The organism is Microbulbifer sp. VAAF005, from assembly GCF_030012985.1.
Taxonomy (GTDB): Bacteria; Pseudomonadota; Gammaproteobacteria; order Pseudomonadales; family Cellvibrionaceae; genus Microbulbifer.
In genome coordinates this window covers 68,731-85,279 of record NZ_CP120233.1, presented here as the reverse complement: position 1 = coordinate 85,279, position 16,549 = coordinate 68,731, and the positions used below count along the sequence as shown (strand labels likewise).

At 49.5% G+C, this 16,549-nt stretch carries 12 protein-coding genes; 4 read left to right on the top strand and 8 right to left on the bottom strand.

The genetic code is table 11. From position 1 onward, the window contains the following. Positions 1-6: 6 nt before the first annotated feature. The 7 genes from P0078_RS00430 to P0078_RS00405 form a co-directional block, all read right to left on the bottom strand. Positions 7-1,089, bottom strand: coding sequence for an HlyD family secretion protein (locus P0078_RS00430; RefSeq protein WP_282932512.1), 1,083 nt, complete (start codon positions 1,087-1,089; stop codon positions 7-9). Positions 1,090-1,130: 41 nt separating this feature from the next. Beyond that, positions 1,131-1,343 carry a DUF1656 domain-containing protein gene (locus P0078_RS24380; protein ID WP_353057030.1) on the bottom strand — a complete coding sequence of 71 codons (213 nt, stop codon included), beginning with the start codon at positions 1,341-1,343 and terminating at the stop codon, positions 1,131-1,133. A gap of 17 nt (positions 1,344-1,360) precedes the next feature. Beyond that, complete coding sequence (locus P0078_RS00425; protein ID WP_282932511.1) at positions 1,361-3,541, bottom strand: FUSC family protein; 2,181 nt, start codon at positions 3,539-3,541, stop codon at positions 1,361-1,363. 310 nt (positions 3,542-3,851) lie between these two features. Further along, positions 3,852-4,658: a right-handed parallel beta-helix repeat-containing protein gene (locus tag P0078_RS00420; RefSeq protein WP_282932510.1), complete on the bottom strand. Its 807-nt coding sequence runs from the start codon at positions 4,656-4,658 to the stop codon at positions 3,852-3,854. 270 nt (positions 4,659-4,928) lie between these two features. Continuing rightward, positions 4,929-5,465, bottom strand: a complete 537-nt coding sequence (locus P0078_RS00415) for a Rieske (2Fe-2S) protein (RefSeq protein ID WP_282932509.1) — start codon at positions 5,463-5,465, stop codon at positions 4,929-4,931. A 254-nt stretch (positions 5,466-5,719) separates the two neighbouring features. Continuing rightward, positions 5,720-7,894 carry a malate synthase G gene (locus P0078_RS00410; RefSeq protein ID WP_282932508.1) on the bottom strand — a complete coding sequence of 725 codons (2,175 nt, stop codon included), beginning with the start codon at positions 7,892-7,894 and terminating at the stop codon, positions 5,720-5,722. Between the two features lie 176 nt (positions 7,895-8,070). Further along, the gene (locus tag P0078_RS00405) at positions 8,071-9,006 is read right to left on the bottom strand and encodes a LysR family transcriptional regulator (protein ID WP_108733532.1); all 936 of its coding nucleotides are present in this window, start codon (positions 9,004-9,006) and stop codon (positions 8,071-8,073) included. Positions 9,007-9,120: 114 nt separating this feature from the next. On the opposite strand from P0078_RS00405, the gene P0078_RS00400 reads away from it, so the two are divergent. The 4 genes from P0078_RS00400 (at position 9,121) to pta (ending at position 14,332) form a co-directional block, all read left to right on the top strand. Continuing rightward, complete coding sequence (locus tag P0078_RS00400; protein ID WP_282932507.1) at positions 9,121-10,719, top strand: isocitrate lyase; 1,599 nt, start codon at positions 9,121-9,123, stop codon at positions 10,717-10,719. Between the two features lie 234 nt (positions 10,720-10,953). Next, positions 10,954-12,156, top strand: coding sequence for an acetate kinase (locus tag P0078_RS00395; protein WP_282932506.1), 1,203 nt, complete (start codon positions 10,954-10,956; stop codon positions 12,154-12,156). 2 nt (positions 12,157-12,158) lie between these two features. Further along, positions 12,159-12,797: an AAA family ATPase gene (locus tag P0078_RS00390; RefSeq protein ID WP_282932505.1), complete on the top strand. Its 639-nt coding sequence runs from the start codon at positions 12,159-12,161 to the stop codon at positions 12,795-12,797. Further along, positions 12,794-14,332: a phosphate acetyltransferase gene (gene pta, locus P0078_RS00385; protein WP_353057095.1), complete on the top strand. Its 1,539-nt coding sequence runs from the start codon at positions 12,794-12,796 to the stop codon at positions 14,330-14,332. The genes P0078_RS00390 and pta overlap by 4 nt, the downstream gene beginning before the upstream one ends. A 6-nt stretch (positions 14,333-14,338) precedes the next feature. On the opposite strand, the gene P0078_RS00380 is transcribed toward pta, so the two are convergent. Continuing rightward, positions 14,339-16,546, bottom strand: coding sequence for an acetyl-CoA hydrolase/transferase C-terminal domain-containing protein (locus P0078_RS00380; protein WP_282932504.1), 2,208 nt, complete (start codon positions 16,544-16,546; stop codon positions 14,339-14,341). Positions 16,547-16,549: the final 3 nt, after the last annotated feature.

The following is a 16,549-nucleotide window of genomic DNA, read 5'->3' as shown; positions in this document are numbered from 1 at the left end:
CTGAAACTATTGAGATTGCACCGGTTCATCTTGCTCGGTGCCCGCAGAATTGCTCATTACTAGCACTGAGCTGGTAAATCCAACACGAAGCTTCACAGATTCGGGGACTTCTGTCAGATGAATCCTGACAGGAATACGCTGTGCAAGGCGAATCCAGTCAAATGTGGGATCTACCATTGGCAATAAGTCATTACCTGCAGTTCCATCTTTGCGGGCAATACCCCAGCCAATACTTTCAACATATCCTTCCAATTCTAGATGAGGATAAGCCATCAACTTCATAAACGCTTTATCCCCCGGAGCGATCCGACGAACAAAAGTTTCGCGAAAAAAACCATCAATGCGAAAAGTGCTTATATCAACTACAGAAAGTGCAGGTTGGTTGGCGACAGCCTGATCACCGTAACGAAAATCTATATTGGTAACATAACCAGTAACCGGAGCAACAACTGTTGTGTATTCGAGATTAAGCCGCGCCTGCTCCAGCAGCGCAAAAGCCGCACGAACGCCCGGGTTATCGGCTCCAAGCGCTCCCAATTGTGCTCTAACCTGCTCCAGCTCCGCTTGGGATTGCTCCAAAGCAGCCATAGATTCCACCAAGCTGGCTTCTGCACCCGCTCGATACTCAATTGTGGATTCATACTCAGCCTGAGCCGCTTGCAATGCCCTTACTGATGTCGCTCTCTGGGGTAGCAGCTCTCTCTGCCGATCATATTCAGCTTTGGTTCTTGCAATTTCCGCATCAAGCGCGCCGATATTACTTTTTGCTAGATCAATATTTGCTATTGACTCCCTAATCCTGGCCTCATAAGCGAGAATATTCTTGTTTTGCGCTCGGTATGTATCGAGAGCTTCCTCGTACTCTGCCTTGGCCTCTTCCAAGGCTGCTTCATATATTCTCGGATCAATCTGAAACAGTAGTTCCCCTGCTTTAATAAACTGATTATTCTTAATAGGCAACTCAACTACCTGTCCAGTTACCCTGGGAGTCACTTGAATAATGTCCGCCTGCACTTTTCCATCCCTGGTCCAGGGATTATTGAGATATCTCCAGAACTGGATAATAAGTAACAGCAGTGCTACAAGCACTATTGTTCCAGTAAAAATATATTTTCTATACCTAGCCACTACTATATTCCCAAGAATATCCTTCCTATAAAAATTGAATAAATTACACTGAGGGAGATAATAACAACCGGTGGATTGGCAAAATATCGGGATAAACGATACCGATCCAAAAGCCTAGCGGTTAACAAGGCCGCAACAACACCAAACAAAGCTATCACCAATATTGGTGATAGATAGAAACTGCCTATTGATATATCGTGCGGTACTCTTTCCATTTAAAACCCTACAGACATTAAAGACACCTTTCCTCACAGAAAGCCTTCCAATCCACAGATTCTGAAACGCGACGAAACTCTGCCAGATAGTTATTGATGCAGTGGGTAACACCCAAGAAATAGAGAAAATTTGTTACACCCTCTCTGGATTTTTCACTACATTCCCTTAGCTCCATCAACTCACCGACATCAATATTTGCCCTTTCAAATATCCTCCTATAACCTCTTCGCAGGGATTCAATATCAACCTTTTGGTTGCCACCAGAAAAATAGATAAGTATTTTGCTTGCAAGCCGCCTCCATATGAATGCCTCGCGAAGTAATCTTTTAGGAGCCACAAAATTGATTTTCTTCTTATCTATCTTATATAACAGCTTAACCTGGTTGGATATCAACATAGCCAAACCTATAAGGCTTTGCATCTGGCTTCTGGTCATACCCCGCATTTTTTTATCAGAAATACCCTCCACCCAATAGAACACTCTCTTCCTTGAGATCATAATAATATTCAGGTGGTACAATATATATAACCGGAAAAACAATGATTTCCTCTTCTTTTTTGGAATATCACCCTCCACCACCAGCCATGCAGCGCTGTTGAGAATCCTGTCAATGCTTCTCTTCAGGTTTATTTCTGGATGGGCAGTGAAGGGGATATTTCTTGAAACGGCCAAGATACAAAAAATTATTGCTAACACAAATAGATAATTTGTGTAAACAACAAAACTATACTCTTGAGAGTTGTTGAAATTAAAAATAATCTGGGGAAAGATAAGAACCAGGGTTCGAATCATCGACTGGGGTCCAAAGACCTTATTTGAGGAAAAGCTTACTACAAACGTCCATACAAAAATCACGACAGCCAACGAATAAAATCCGTGCAATTTCGGCATTAAAAAGAAATATATAGGTGCCGACAATATGCACACTAAAATCGTGAAAACACAGGTTTCAAACAATTGAATTTTGGGGGTCATTGAGGCGAGAATACCTATTACTGTTATCAGTAATATAACTAGCAATCCACCAATCATGTCAGGGATAAAAAGGTATGCCAGATAAGCGATCCACATTCCCATCTGAACACGGACAATATTAGTCAACCTGTCCGGGTCGGGCATCAGAGCTCCAAGCCAGCCTATGCCATCACTACTTACCTGTCTCGAATAGGAGTCACCCCGGGTTTGTATATCATTTACTGAATCAATCAGGGATCGGGTTTCCACCTCCAGGTCATTTAAGGATTTTCTAGTAACGGCTAAAGCAGCAGTTTCAAAGGTTGACAACCTCTTTACTTCTTCAATATTTCCTCGAACAACTCTCCCATTGGCACTATCTACTGGCATTCCCCCTGAAAGGGCGGTTTCCACTTGCGCGAGACGCCCCTCAATGTCGGGCATGTATTCGTCGACACCAATAAGGAATTTCGATATACCCAGATCACCAGAGAGGGCTAAGCTTTCTTCCAACTTCAAGAGGGATTGCGTGACGGCTGTCGCAGATTGACCAAAGTGACCCCACTGCTTTCGACATTCCCACACCTCATAACTATCTGAACTCGCATCGCCAATGGCTGTTTGTAAGCGCGTATCAAGCTCTAAAAGAGCAACACGCTTTTTACGCCTAATCTTTATTTTCTCGCCACTTCTAACCCGAGAAAAACAATTATCCGCAAACCGACGATGTTCTCTCAATAAATCCAGAGATGCTCTTCTTAACTCACCACGACTACAGTTAGGCCAGATCAAAACGGCTACCAGTCCGTAGACAATTATTCCGAGCAAGGACTCCTGAATACGTAAAACCCCAGCCTTGTAGGAGATAGAGAAGTCGCCACCAGTCACATCCCACAACAAAAAGATGACATATCCACTTGTAAGCCAAAAATACTGATAGTTTGATCTCTGCAAAAAATAAACGCAGATAGATACCCAGATAGATAGGGCGATCATAAACAACCAGCGATCCTGTGGAAATAATGCGACGATTATCCAGCCAGCTAGCAAGGCAAATAGCGTCCCTAAAATCCATAAAATAGCTCGATTTAGCGACTGCCCAAGATTTGCCTGGCTGCAAACAATAACAGCAAATCCACCCCAAAAAGGTTTTTCCCAATTCAGGCCTAAAGCGATGGCATAAACGATGACTAAAGCTGTTGCTAGCTTAATCGACTCTTTAATATTGCGAGACAACTGCAAAGCTTTCTCCGACCATTTCTACATGCTATTGCTTCACCATTTTGATCTTTGGCACAGCAACATTTATCTACCCTATATACAAATTGGATAACCAAAAGGGAGTATGGCATATAAAGAGGTAGAGAAATCTAAGACCTGGGGGCCTAGTTAAAACGTTCCGGTGCCTAACAATCCTCCCATTGGCACGAAATACAAATGCTGCAGCTAATAAAAATAAACGCCTAAAATACCAAAATGATTAGGTATATCTTCCAAGCTCTCTTATCGCAATCCTGAAGACCAAGCCTTCCCCCATCTTTAAATACAATAATTATAAATCCTTAAGGCATGAGGGAAATGAAGTGTTTGCCGTATTGCCAGACCAAACATTGGTGCCAGAGCTACAATCCGAAGCTTCATTGTCATCCAAAAGGTCGTCAAAACCACTGCCAGTCACAGTATTCCCACTAACCACATTATCCATATTTGGGATTACGTAGGGACCACCAATAGCAATCCCTAAAACTTCGTTATTCTCAACAACATTACTGGCTATAACACAAAAAGAAGCACCTACAGTCTGCCCATCAATTATTCTTGCCCCTAAGCTTATGGCTACTCCATTGCCTTCTAAATAGTTGTTTCCAATATAGGAAAAGAAACCAAAGACACCTATTCCATTTTCGAAAAAACCAGAGATACTATTTCCAATAGCAACATTCGCCACTCCCTCCAGTACAACACCCGAAGCCTGGACATTAGTGGTATTTAACAGGGTATTCTGTCGGATAAGATTACTATCAGTTTCCGCCAAAATACCTGCACCACTGGATTCCTCGACAGTTACGCTGATTACTTTATGTAGGCCGCTCCCCGCCAATTCCAATCCGGTTTCACAATTACTGATAACTCCACCCGTCACGACCCCCGAGGTCCCCAACATAAGTACCCCAACCCCATCAGTTGTGCACTCAATTGCGCCGTCACCAGACATTGCGAGACTGCCGTCAGGGCCCTCAATGGTAATTGCTGGATCTTCACTGCAAGATAGCGGGTCAGTAAGCGTCTGCGAGTCAGTAATCGTATCTCCACATTGAACATCTGCTATTGCATAGGAGGAAAAAGCCGAAATCAACATTATCAGCCCCGCCAGATATCGCTTATTCGGAGAATTAGACATAGCTGGAGCCTCGACGTGAAGTTAAAATTAAACTTCAGTGTCGGACTCCAAAAAGTAGCCTGCCATAAGAATATATTCTCATTCTAACTTAAACGATAGGGATATATCTTATGACTAAAATCATAAAATCACTGACAATGCATCGACAATCGCCCTTATATACAAACCTAAAAACTAACCCAGCCTATTAATTAACATACAACCAAAGAGCATACCCAGATTAAAAACTTAGTTAATCACGATTTGCTTTTTAGGAAACCGTATAACACCGTCGCTTTCCCATCGATAACTGCCTTCCACCTCCAGGTTCTTTAGCTGAACCCCATCAGGCATATTGATTCCTTTAATAAATCTGCCCGAATAATCCCAAAACCCCATATGACAAGGGTCAAATAAGCCTTGCAGCGGTATATCTCCCGCAAACCCTGAAGAATCGTGTAGAAAACACCCTTTATGGGTACTCAGCGGATAATAAACAAAAAAGTCTGGAATAGTCCCTTCACTATAGTAGGGGCCATTTGTCAATTTATTATTAGCAACAAGCTCCTTCAAATATTCTTCTGTAGGCCGATAAATTGCTAAAGGCCTACCCTCATATTCATAGATTTGCATCTTGCCTTTAGGGATTGAATAAACACTAACAGTCAAAGGCCCATCCGTTGCAGCAGATGGTTTCAAGCTTTCAACAAAGGGGTATAAAGAAAATAGTAAGCCGACACAAACCACCCCCCAGACACACCGAACAAGAATTTTCCTTTTGCTCATCGCAATTCCCTAAGATGCACTACCTAATTTTGCCTCAGCCACCCAGCTCAATAATGAATATTAAAGATGGAAAGTTGCGCAAACCGAAACCCCATAATACAACTTAAGAGTCAGGAGAGAACTAACAATATTACCTGCGACAATCTGGATTAGCGCAGGGTAATAGAGCTAAAACCGATTAATAGCTGATGCAAATACCCCAAAATAAAAAAAGGCCCCAAATGGGGCCTTCTCGAACTCAACTAGCTCAGCAATTATGCATTTAGAGCTTTAAACTCGCGTCTACGGCGGTGTAGAACTGGCTCGGTATAGCCATTCGGCTGGGCACAACCTTCGAATACCAGCTCACAAGCAGCCTGGAAGGCAACGCTCTTATCAAAGTTCGGTGCCATATCGTTATAATTGGAGTCGCCGGCATTCTGGCGGTCTACCACAGCAGCCATACGCTCCATGGTTTCACGCACTTGCTTTTCGCTAACGATACCGTGCTTGAGCCAGTTGGCGATATGCTGAGAGGAAATCCTCAGGGTTGCACGGTCTTCCATCAGGCCGACATCATTGATATCCGGCACCTTGGAGCAACCCACGCCCTGCTCTACCCAGCGCACTACATAGCCGAGAATACCTTGGGCATTGTTGTCCAACTCAAGCTGGATATCTTTAGCACTCCAGTTGGTTTCAGCCGCTACCGGAACCGTTAAAATATCTTCCAGCTTAGCGTGATGGCGATGTTGAATCTCTTCCTGGCGGCGATTCACATCCACTTTGTGGTAGTGCAAGGCGTGCAAGGTAGCAGCCGTGGGCGACGGTACCCACGCCGTGTTGGCACCGGCCATTGGGTGGGCCAACTTAGCGTGCATCATGGCTGACATCTGGTCTGGAATTGGCCACATGCCTTTACCAATTTGCGCTCTGCCCTTCAGGCCACTGTTCAGGCCAACATCCACATTCCATTCTTCGTAAGCGTTAATCCATGTGGATTGCTTCATATCACCCTTGCGAATCATGGGGCCCGCAAGCATGGAAGTATGGATCTCGTCACCGGTGCGATCGAGGAAACCAGTATTAATAAAGACTACACGCTCTTTCGCTTCGGCAATACAAGCTTTGAGGTTCACAGTGGTGCGACGCTCTTCGTCCATAATGCCCATTTTTACTGTGTAACGGGGCAGATCGAGCGCATCTTCGATTCGGTTAAACAGAGTATTGGCGAAAGCCACTTCCTCCGGGCCGTGCATCTTTGGTTTTACGATATAGATGCTGCCTTCACGGGAATTCTTGATCGGGCTCTCACCACGAAGGTCATGCAAAGCGATCAAACTGGTGATCATGCCGTCGAGAATCCCTTCGGGGATTTCCTGGCCATCGCCGAACAGCACTGCATCGTTGGTCATCAGGTGGCCGACGTTGCGCACGAACATCAGGCTGCGCCCCGGTAAGGTAACCTGGTTGCCGTTCGGGGAGGTGTACTCACGATCTGCATTGAGCTTTCGCTCAAAGGACTTGCCGCCTTTGCTAATGGTTTCCTTCAGGTCGCCCTTCATCAGACCGAGCCAGTTGCGGTAAACCACTACCTTATCTTCAGCATCGACAGCCGCTACCGAATCTTCGCAATCCATAATGGTGGTCAGCGCAGATTCCATTAGCACATCTTTCACACCGGCATCATCGGTTTTGCCGATGGGGCTCTCGCGATCCACCTGGATCTCAAAGTGCAAACCGTGCTGTTTCAGCAGGATGCTGGAAGGCTCTTCGCTGTCACCCAAATAACCAACAAACTGCTTGGCATCTTTTAAGGTCGCGATGTCGCCATTAGCCTGTACCACTTCCAACAGTGAGCCATTGATGCGGTACTGCACCGCCTCAGCGTGACTACCGCAGGTAAGCGGGGCCGACTGATCGAGGAAGTTGCGTGCATATTCGATCACTTTAGCGCCGCGAACCGGGTTGTATTCCGTACCTTTTTCCGCGCCACCCTCTTCACTGATCACATCTGTACCGTAGAGTGCGTCGTAAAGGCTGCCCCAGCGCGCGTTTGCCGCATTGAGCGCATAGCGTGCATTCATTACCGGCACAACCAGCTGAGGTCCCGCCAGGATGGCGATCTCTTCATCGACATTTTCGGTAGTTGCACTGAATTCAGCAGGCTCGTCGGCGAGGTAGCCGATCTCTCGCAGGAAGGTTTGGTAGCCTTCCAGATCGCGGAAACCCTCGGGGTTGTCCGTGTGCCAGCGATCCAGGGTCTCCTGCAGTTCATCGCGTTTTTCCAGCAAGGCGCGATTTACCGGGGCCAGATCGTGGACAATAGATTCCAATTTGGCCCAGAAAGCTTCGGCGCTAACTCCAGTTCCTGGAATCACCTCCTCGCAAACCAGGTTGTAAAGTTCTGGTGCGATTTGCAGATCGCCGATTTGGACTCGTTCCGTCATACCCAGGGCCTCTCATCAGATTGTTGGAATAGCGGCATTCTAAACAGCCATTTCCACATACCGCTAATTTATAGACACAATTCCCACTATTCATAGATCGAATTTTTATGACAAAGCAGTTGATGTGTGTTTGCCCGGACAGAACCGCGCAGACACAGCGCCCACCTGCAACATCGTTACAAAGCGCGGCCAATATCGAGAATTAAACGGCGCAGCCAGCGGTGCGGGGCGCTCTGTTGCAACAGTGGGCTCCAAGCCATTTTTAACTCCAAGTTGGGAATATCCAGGGGCGGATCACGCCTCACCACGCGGGGATTATCACTGGCCAATTGGGCCAAGCGAGTGGGCACCGTTACGATTAGATCGCTCTGTTCAGCCAGCAGCATAGCTACCTGGTAGTGACGGGTGAAAACGGAGATATCCCGCTTCTCTCCCAAACGACCTATGGCCTCATCCACCCAGCCCAAGCGCTGTACATCTTCCGGGTTAACCCCGACACCCACCCCCATACCGGTCTTGCTCACCCAGATATGCTGGGCTTCCAGGTAGCTCTGCAGATTGTAATCCCGGAGTATCGGGTTATCGGCGCGCATCACACAGGAGAAACTATCGCGCCATACGGTGGCCTGGTGAAAGCTCTGCGGCATGCTGTCAAAGCGGTTGATCACCATATCCACCTTGCCCTGCTCTACATCCACAAAGCTCACATCACTGGGCGTCATGATATCCAAGCTGATACCCGGGGCGTCATCCCGCAGTTGCTTTAGCAGCGGCGGTATCAGGGTGGACTCGGCGTAGTCACTGGCCATGATGCGGAAGGTGCGGCGGGTATTAGCGGGGTCAAAATCCCGATTTGGCTGGATAACCCGATCAATGGATGAGAGTGCTTCGCGCACCATCGGCTGCAATTCCAGAGCCCTTTCCGTGGGCATCATGCCCTCGCGGGTGCGCACCAGCAACGGATCGTCAAACAGTTCCCGCAGGCGCTTCAGGCCATTGCTCATGGCCGGCTGGGACAGCCCCAGGTAATTGGCTGCACGGGTCACATTGCGTTCGCGCAGTAGCACATCGAGGTAAACCAGCAGGTTCAGGTCAGCTCTTTCCAGTTGCATACATCTATTCGCCAAATCGATAGTGAAAATAAAATCAATAAATTAGGCAAATTATGCCACTCCTCCTAAGATACTCAACACCTAATCGCAGTCACCGTTTAAGGATTTACAGTCATGTCCACTTACACTCAAGACATCGACGCGGTAGCAAAGCTCCGTGAAAGCCATGGCAGCTCCTGGGACGCCATCGATCCCGAATCTGTTGCCCGTATGCGTGCCCAGAACAAATTCAAGCACGGCCTGGATATTGCCAAGTACACCGCTGATATCATGCGCGCCGACATGGAAAACTACGACAAGGACACGTCCAAGTACACCCAGTCACTGGGTTGCTGGCACGGCTTCATCGGTCAGCAGAAGATGATTTCTATTAAGAAGCACTTCGAAGGCAATACCGACCGCCGCTACCTGTACCTGTCCGGCTGGATGGTCGCCGCTCTGCGCAGCGAATTCGGTCCTCTGCCCGACCAGTCCATGCACGAAAAAACTTCCGTAGCTGCTCTGATCGAAGAGCTCTACACCTTCCTGCGTCAGGCTGATGCCCGCGAACTGAACGACCTGTTCCGCGAAGTGGACGCCGCTCGCGAAGCTGGCGATAAAGAAGCTGAGAAAGCTGCACAGGACAAGATCGACAACCACAAGACTCACATTGTACCGATCATCGCCGACATCGATGCAGGTTTCGGTAACGCCGAAGCAACTTACCTGCTGGCCAAGAAAATGATCGAAGCGGGTGCTTGCTGTATCCAAATCGAAAACCAGGTTTCTGACGAGAAGCAGTGTGGTCACCAGGACGGTAAAGTAACCGTTCCTCACGAAGACTTCCTGGCCAAGATCCGCGCAGTTCGCTACGCGTTCCTGGAACTAGGCGTAGACAACGGTGTTATCGTTGCCCGTACCGACTCCCTGGGCGCTGGCCTGACCAAGCAAATCGCTGTAACCAATAAGCCGGGTGACCTGGGTGACCAGTACAACTCCTTCCTGGATTGCGAAGAAATCGATGCTTCCGAGCTGGCCAACGGCGACGTAATCATCAACCGCGAAGGCAAGCTGCTGCGTCCTAAGCGTCTGGCTTCCAACCTGTTCCAGTTCCGCAAGGGCACTGGCGAAGCGCGCTGCATCCTGGACAGCATCACCTCTTTGCAGAACGGTGCAGACCTGATCTGGATCGAAACCGAGAAGCCTCACGTTCGCCAGATCGGCGGCATGATGGACGAAATCCGCAAAGTCGTTCCCGATGCGAAGCTGGTTTACAACAACAGCCCGTCCTTCAACTGGACCCTGAACTTCCGTCAGCAGGTATTCGATGCTTGGTCCGAAGAAGGTAAAGACGTATCCGCATACGACCGCGCCAACTTGATGAGCGCCGAGTACGACGACTCTGAGCTGTCTGCAGCGGCCGACGAGAAGATCCGTACCTTCCAGGCCGACGCGGCTCGCGAAGCTGGTATCTTCCACCACCTGATCACTCTGCCGACTTACCACACTGCGGCCCTGTCTACCGACAACCTGGCCAAAGAGTACTTCGGTGAGCAAGGTATGCTGGGCTATGTGAAAGGCGTACAGCGCAAAGAAATCCGCCAGAGCATCGCCTGCGTTAAGCACCAGAACATGGCTGGTTCCGACATTGGCGACGACCACAAAGAATACTTTGCTGGTGACGCTGCCCTGAAGGCTGGCGGTAAAGACAACACCATGAACCAGTTCGGTTAATCGACCGGTACGGTTTCAGTAAATTTGAGGCGGCACTTGCCGCCTCTTTTTTGAACCTATTGGGTTCATCTCAAAGCACCGCAAGTTTGCCTATGCTTTGATCTCTGCAATTTTTATTACTTGGGCCGCTACTGCGGCCCTTTTTTATTCCGAAACTGAACTACCCCGGTTCTTTCCCTCGCAAAGACAACTCCTCGGCTAGCCTTAAAGCACCCTCGTTGAAATTCGCGCATCATGAGCGATCAAAATTTAATTCTGATATTCAATTGCGGCAGCTCGTCAGTGAAGTTTTCCGTGCTGGACCCGGATTCGGGTGCAGAACATCTTGCCGGTATCGCCGAGGCTTTGGGCACCCCCAAGGCCAAGCTTAAGTGGCAATACCAAGGGACGGCTGATTCCCACCGGCTCGCGCTAGATAGCAACCACGCAGCGGTCATTAATGAGCTGGTGACACAGTTTGACAAGGCTTGGTCAGATTTACAGGACGGGCTTAAGGCCATAGGCCACCGAGTTGTCCATGGCGGCGAACATTTTTCCAGCTCCGTTCTGATCAATCAGAAGGTGATGGCCTGTATCGAAGAGTGCTGTGATTTGGCCCCTTTGCATAACCCCGCTGCTCTCAAGGGGATCTACGCCGCCCTCGATGCATTCCCCCAACTCCCCCAAGTCGCCGTCTTTGATACCGCCTTTCATCAGCAAATGCCGAAGTATGCGTATCTATACGGACTCCCCTACCCACTGTACGAAGAGCATAAGATCCGCCGCTATGGCATGCATGGCAGTAGCTATCAGTACATTGGCGAGCGGTGCGCTGAACTACTGGGAAAGCAGACGGCTGAACTCAATATTATTGCTGCTCACCTTGGTGGCGGCGCCTCTATTTGCGCCATCAAACAGGGGCGCAGTGTAGATACAAGCATGGGGCTTACACCTCTTGAAGGACTGGTAATGGGGAGTCGCTGCGGCGATCTGGACCCGGGAATACTCCTCTACTTACAGCAAGCGCTTGGATATACCCAAGCCTCACTAGAGCAGCTGCTAAATAGAGAAAGCGGTATGCTGGGCATATCCACCCTGAGCAGTGATTGCCGCGCGCTAGAGCAAGCTGCAGAAAAAGATCATCAGGGAGCCAAACTCGCCCTGGAAATATTCTGTTACCGCCTGGCCAAATATATCGCTTCCTACACCATCCCCTTGGCTAGCGTCGATGCTTTGGTATTCACAGGCGGTATCGGGGAGAACTCCTCCGGGGTGCGAAGCCGGACCATCGAATGGCTCAAGCCCTTAGGCTACCAGCTCAACCCCGAAGCCAATCAGAAAACCAAGTCGCAAGTAGAGGGGTTAATCTCTGCGCAGGAAACTCCCAACATCCTGGTAATCCCCACTAAGGAAGACTGGATTATTGCCCGGGATACATCGCGCTTGGTGCAGTCTTAAACATGCTGCGACACAGCAATGCCAGAACGCTGATGCTGGTTCCCCTGGAAGCGGGAGCCGGTATCACCTCTGTAAGCCTGGGTTTAATTCGGGCGCTAGACCGAAAAAGTATTGAGCTTCAATTTTTTAAACCCGTCGCCGAACCCCCACCACCAGACGGCACTATAGAGCGCACCACCGAAATCTTGCGGCAAACATCCAACCTGGCCATCCCCAGCTCGCTGAGTGCCGAATATGCGGACTCGATGGTATCCACCGGAAAAATGGCGGATTTACTGGAAGAGATTCTCGCCCGCTTCAGACGAATCTCGGCGAAGGCTGAAGTTAATGTAATCGAAGGCGTGCTACCCAGCCGCGACAATCCCGTGACTAACCAGCTGAATTATCAAATTGCCAAAACTCTAGATGCGGAAGTGGTACTCGTCGCCTGTCCATCTCCCGGTGCCAGCGACTCAGTCAAGCAACTTCGCGAGAGACTGGAATTTGCCGTTCGTCTTTATGGCGGCGAGGATGCAAAGCGCGTAGTGGGCTGCATCATCAATAAAGTGGGTCTGCCTGCGGAAATTATGGATACTCCCGGAGCTCATTTAATTGGACTGCATTCACAACTGGAATCTAGTAAAGAAAGCCCCCTAGCCTGACCCCTGAGATACTTTCAAAGCAGATTCCACTGCGTATTGTCGGTTTTATTCCCTGGAATGCAGAACTGCTCTCTCCCCGTGCACTCGACCTGGCGCGGCACTTTAATGCAAAGGTACTCAATAAAGGGGAGCTGGAAACACGCAGGTTACATACCGTCACATTCTGCTCCCGCTCACTGCCCAATATGTTGAGAAGATTTAAGCCTGGGGCCATGCTGGTAACTTCTGCCGATAGGCCCGATGTGGTTGTGGGCGCATGTTTGGCCGTGATGAATGGAGTCAAAATTGGATGCCTGCTATTAACCGGCGGCTACCATTTGGACAAAGCCATTTTGAAACTGTGCACCCCGGCCATGGAAACAGGCCTACCCATTTTACTGGTGCCTTCCAATACCTGGCACACTGTGATGTCACTGCAGACTTTTAATTTGCGCACCCCATCAGATGACAGAAATCGCGTGGACCGGGTGCAGGAATTTTTCGCCAGTCGCTTAGATGAAGAGTGGGTGGAATCACTGAGCCAGCAAAGTGAAATCCCCAAACGCCTTTCACCCCCGGCATTCCGCTACCACCTCACGGAACTGGCCCGGCGCCGCACTATGCGGATTGTCCTACCCGAAGGAACCGAACCGCGAACCATTCGCGCCGCCCAGCTCTGCCTGGAGAGAGAGATTGCACACCCGGTTTTATTGGGCGAAGAAAAAGATATTTTCAAAATTGCCGAGCAGCAGGGGTTAAAGCTCAATAAAAAGTTGGAAATTGTCGATCCCAAGGCGGTGAGGGCACACTATGTGGAACCCATGGTTGCCCTGCGTAAAAACAAGGGACTTACTCAAGTAGTGGCACTTGAGCAACTACAGGATAATGTGGTTCTCGGAACCATGATGTTGGCATTGGGTGAAGTGGATGGACTGGTGTCCGGCGCTATTCACACAACAGCCAATACCATTCGGCCCGCCCTGCAACTGATCAAAACCGCCCCGGATGAAGAGCTGGTTTCCTCGATATTTTTTATGCTGCTCCCTGAACAGGTACTGGTCTACGGAGATTGCGCGATCAATCCCGATCCCGATGCACAGCAACTCGCCGCTATAGCCATTCAATCAGCAGATTCCGCAGCGGCATTTGGTATAGAACCCCGAGTCGCAATGATCAGTTACTCCACCGGCACATCCGGCAGCGGCAGCGATGTCGATAAAGTCCGCGAGGCCACCCAGCTGGCCAAACAGAAGAGACCGCAGCTGATTATTGATGGCCCCCTTCAATACGACGCCGCCTTAATCCGCAATGTCGCTGCCCAAAAAGCCCCCCACAGCCCCGTGGCCGGCAGGGCCACAGTTTTTATCTTTCCCGACCTGAATACCGGCAACACTACCTACAAAGCCGTTCAACGCAGCGCTGACTTAGTGAGTATTGGGCCAATGTTGCAGGGATTGCGCAAGCCGGTTAACGACCTATCACGGGGCGCACTCGTGGATGATATTGTGTATACCATTGCCCTCACCGCCATCCAGGCCCAGGGCAAACTTCACTAATTTTATTTACTCACGGCGCAGGGGCCTGCGCTGGTCGATATACTCTTGTAACGCGGCCGCAACGATATAGGCTTCCAGCCTGTGCTCATAGGTCTCTGTATGATCGTACCCCATTCGCTGTAAGCAGCGCTGGATATAGTCAGCACTTGAGGATTTATCGTGCCAGACCCGGCGGCCTTTAAAAATATTGGCCAACACTTTCCACCAACTTTTATCAGCGGAGCGCAAGTTCTGTAGGGCCACCGCTAGCAGGGCTTCCTCATCAGAGAAATCAGTACCCAGTGGATAGTGAGGCAGTTCCGCCAGGCATTTTTCGTCATTGAATACACTGGCGAGGTGTTCAGGTGTGTTTTTATTAAAACTCTCGGGAATCGAAAAGCTTTTTTCTATCTTCCCCGCGTGCTTGGCCTGCTCTAGCAATACAGCTTGAAAGCGGGTATCACAGATACTGAGCATGGCCACCATTACATCCCGGTCTGTTTTACCACGCAAATCGACTGCGCCATATTCCGTCACAACCACATCGCGCAAATGCCGGGGAATGGTCGTGTGAGGATATTCCCACACAATATTACTCTCGCAGATACCATCGCGCATTCGCACACTGGGGAGCGCAATAATGGATCGGGCCCCAGGCAAGTCCCAAGCCTGGGCGACAAAGTTATATTGCCCTCCCACCCCACTCACCACGTGGTTATCCACCAAGGCATCCGAGACAACCGCTCCCCCAAGAGTCACCATCATGGCCGAATTTACAAAGCGCGCATGCTGTCGCTGCGCCAGCTTTAGGTCTCTTTGGGATTGGAGGTCATTGGTAAAACTGATGTCAATCATATCGAGACCTGCACCCTCCTTAGGGTCCAGATCCCGCAACTCTCGATACATAAGTTCCGGCCCCAGATAGAAGCCGCCATGTAACCAGATCCCCCCAGCGATCTTTTTATTCAGGCAACTACCAATTAGACGGCGGCGCCCATGTTCGCTGTGAAGATCGCACTCCTCCTCTTCACCATCAGGAGTCAGCAGCTTATGGCCCCGCCAACTATAGCTGGGGTCCACAATGCCAAGCTGCTGTAAAAAATTTGTATCCGCCACGGTTAAAGGGCAACTGATACGACCTACATTTTTCAGAGCTAGCAGGGTTTCCTCATGCACAGTATCAGTAATCTGATCACTATCGAGCAGATGTTGAATTGTCGCGTCAGCGTAGACTTTGCGGGTCAGAACCCCGGCTCTGCGCAGATGGAGAAAACCGTGAGGCACCATTTCACTGGCCCCATAAAGTCCCCGCTTAAATGTACCAGTGCACAGCGGTAATTCCTCTCGGTAGCGTTTTGTATCCTCTTCCACCAAGTCATCCAGAATCCGGCAAAAGAGGGCGTTTTCCTTATGTCTCAAACGCAGTACATGGCAAACCGCATCTCCCAGAGCACCAATACCTACTTGAAGGGTTCCTCCATCTTCAACCAGACTGGCGATATGGTAGGCGATGCTGTATTCGGTAAAGGTTACCGGCAGGGCCGGAGCAGCAAACAGCGGCATATCAAAAGTCTCGCCTTTCAACAAAAAGTCAAAAGCACTGGCCGGCAGTTCACTGCTTCCTTGGATATAGGGCAGCTGAGTATTTACTTCACCCAATAAATACAGGGGGTAGTCCTTGCGCTGAGCTGCCAGTTTTAGAACAGGCAGTGTCAGGTCTGGATTGCAACTTAAGCTGTACTTGTCTCCACACTCTGAAGGCGCCACCATTTGCGCAATAACGTTAACCCCCCGACTGATCAACTCACCGGGTACCTGGGTATAATTTGCACTCACGTAGTGTTGCTGCGCATAGTTGTTGCCGAGCAGCGAACCGGGCTCCATAAAGAATTCAATAACCTGGATATTACCTGGCAGGTGCCCTTTCCTCCTCGCGGGAACATAAGCAAGGTCTTGGTATTGACTGTAATGGGTATCCAGAAGTGGCTGGATAAAGCGCCGGGAAATATCACTATCCCCACGGGGGCGCTCCAGCGTCAGGGCCGTAAATATCGTCAGAGAAATCGTATGATCTTCTGCCGCTCGAGCGTATAGTGTATTGGCGAAATGGTTTGCCTTACCAAGCCCCAGCGGTAATGCCAGAACTATTTTCTTGCCGACGACTTCTAAAAGCTTATCGACACATTCCTCGGCACTGGTAAAGCTCTCTGGAGAATTCTTGTGCGCAGATTCCATCGG